The 2622-nt window shown below is 61.5% G+C and carries 2 protein-coding genes; both read left to right on the top strand.

Features of this window, described 5'->3' with window-relative positions:
* Nucleotides 1–301 (top strand): DUF2950 family protein (locus VMT30_02120; protein HVQ43738.1); only part of this gene is annotated, 301 nt, incomplete at its 5' end.
* 1525 nt (nucleotides 302–1826) lie between these two features.
* The coding region (locus VMT30_02115) for an IS630 family transposase (GenBank protein ID HVQ43737.1) at nucleotides 1827–2622 on the top strand (796 nt) is incomplete at its 3' end.

The following is a 2622-nucleotide window of genomic DNA, read 5'->3' as shown; positions in this document are numbered from 1 at the left end:
GCAGCGCATGCCCTACCACGGGTACTACTACCGGGTGCTCACACGCCAGGGGCCGAGCGCACTCGGCGGCGCAATCGACTACGTGGTACGTGGCAAGATGATCGGCGGGTTCGCGCTGTTGGCCTATCCGGCGGAATACGGCAATTCCGGCGTGATGACTTTTGTGGTCAATCACCAGGACGTCGTGTTCCAGAAGGATCTGGGGCTGAGCACCGCGCGCGTCGCCGGCGCGATGACGACCTTCAATCCTGACCAGAGCTGGTCGCGCGTGGTGATCCAGCAACCACAGAGTCAGCGTTAGGAGAACGCAAATGGAGCAGAGCACTCTTTGCGCCCCAATTTACAGTCTCGGCGGATGAAGCAGTGGCAGTGACCAAATCGAGAGCGATGAATATGCAGAAAAGCAGAAATCTCATAGATGCACCGTGTCAGAGCCAAGTGTTTGATACTGGTTGGTAGGTCTGACCCCATCCCAGGACTTGTTCATCGGCTTGCTCGCGCCGCCGATTATCATGGTCAAAGCCTTTTTGAGGTCAGGCCCGCCCCTATGCGACCTTGAAAACACCCATTTTCGCTCACCGTTTTAGCGGGACATAGGCATCACTCGAACAAAATCTGGGTCGTCACTGTTGACTCTCCGGGATTGGCGTGGAGAGGGGCAATGGGGCAATTCAACGTTGGCGAAGTAGTGACCTGCATTCCGATGATTTCTCGACTTGCGGCTCCCGGCGACTACAAGATCGTAGGTGAGATGCCGGAACGAGACGGCGACCGTATGTATAGGATCAAAAGTCCACGCGAAGAGCACGAGCGGGTCGTAGCAGAGAGCCTGCTAGTCAGATCGGAGGGTCATTTACCAGACGGGGCTATGGCGCAGCGCTTGCGGCGAGGATCGATAACGTTGCCAAAGCTGAGGATCGCATTACGGATTGATGCGGACGATGAGCCAGATGGTTGGAGCGTCGTATCGGTGCCGGGGCATTAGCGGCGCAACGCTCGGGGTGCGGGATTGCAGGCGTGGTGTAAGCGTGCCAGCGCGTTCTCTATTGGCAGCATCAATCCTTCCAGAATCCTTGACCGATCGGGCGGTCGAGATAATCGACCTGTTTCCCAGATAGCGTTGGATCGGTGTCTCGACCCATTTGCTAACCTGTAGCCGCACGTGTGGTGCGCGCCAAGGCTGTCGCGAAGTTCATTCAAGGCGCCTCTTCGTCGGACTCGGGCCACTCGACCATGTCGACATGCCCGCAGTCGGTGCACTGAAACAGGAGGATCGCTGGGAGTCTGTGGTCGAGCCAGGGCAGTAGCCTGGCGAGCTTCATGCGCGCCGCGCAACGACGACAGATCAGCCTCGTCTTTGGCTGGTCGTCCATGCCTGATTATTGGCGTTCGCGAGTGCCGGCACGAAACAGGGAAATTCGTACGCCGCGCGTCGGTCGAAGCCACTTCGGTGGTGGGGGATCGGGCTCGCGTTCGGCGGTTCCGACGTATCCGCAGCCTCCGCATAAGTGGACGACCAGCCCAGACAGCGGCCGCACTGGCGGGAGCTTGCGGGCAAGCCGCATCGCATCCCCGCATTGGGGGCACAAGGGTGCCGTCTCCGGGTCTTTCCGAACAAGCATGCTTGGCAACCAGTGCGGGGAGCATTTCCGCCCACGCCGCTCGACAGGCCAATACTGCAGCCTCACGTGCCGAAAAGCTAGTGCTCGGTTCCGCACCGTTAGCGTCCCACAGCTCAGAAACGGGGCGTCGACGACATCGCCCATTATCGACTCCCACAGCCGCTAGTGGTCTTTGCCTGACAGAAGAGTCCTGATTGGGGTGCGATCACCAGGGACCGTAACGCCTCGCAGAAACACGCTTGGCGGGCGGCGATCATCCTCTCGAGCGCCGACGGTGTTGGCACCAACGAGATCATGCGCCGGACCGGCAAGTCGAAGACCTGCGTCTGGCGCTGGCAGGAACGGTTCATGAAGGAAGGCATCGCCGGCCTCCTGCACGACAAGACGCGGCCCTCGCGCATCCCTCCGCTCGGTCCGGAGGTGGCCGCGCGCGTGGTGGCGCTGACGCTTGCCGATCCGCCGGTCGAGACCACCCATTGGACCGCCGATCTGATGGCACGGGCGAGCGGCATCAGCGCCAGCGCGGTCCGGCGCATCTGGAAGGCGCACGGGCTTCAGCCGCACCGTTATCGGCAATTCAAGCTCTCGAACGATCCGAACTTCGTCGACAAGCTGCGCGACGTGGTCGGGCTCTATGTCGATCCGCCGGCCCACGCCATCGTGCTTTCGCTCGACGAGAAGAGCCAAATCCAGGCTCTCGATCGCACCCAGCCGGGCCTGCCGCTGAAGAAGGGCCGGCTCGGCACCATGACGCACGACTACAAGCGCCATGGCACCACGACCCTGTTCGCTGCGCTCAACGTCCTCGACGGGACCGTCATCGGCCGCAACATGCAGCGCCACCGCCATCAGGAGTTCATGCGCTTCCTGAACGCGATCGAGGCCGAGGTGCCGGCCGGCAAGATGGTCCACGTCATCCTCGACAACTACGCCGCCCACAAGCATCCCAAGGTCCGCGCCTGGCTCGACCGGCACGAGCGCTTCGTCTTCCACTTCACGC

Source organism: Candidatus Saccharimonadia bacterium (assembly GCA_035544015.1).
Lineage (GTDB): Bacteria > Patescibacteriota > Saccharimonadia > UBA4664 > UBA4664 > UBA5169.
Note: the sequence above shows the minus strand (reverse complement) of the source record. Positions and strands in the feature narration are given on the sequence as shown.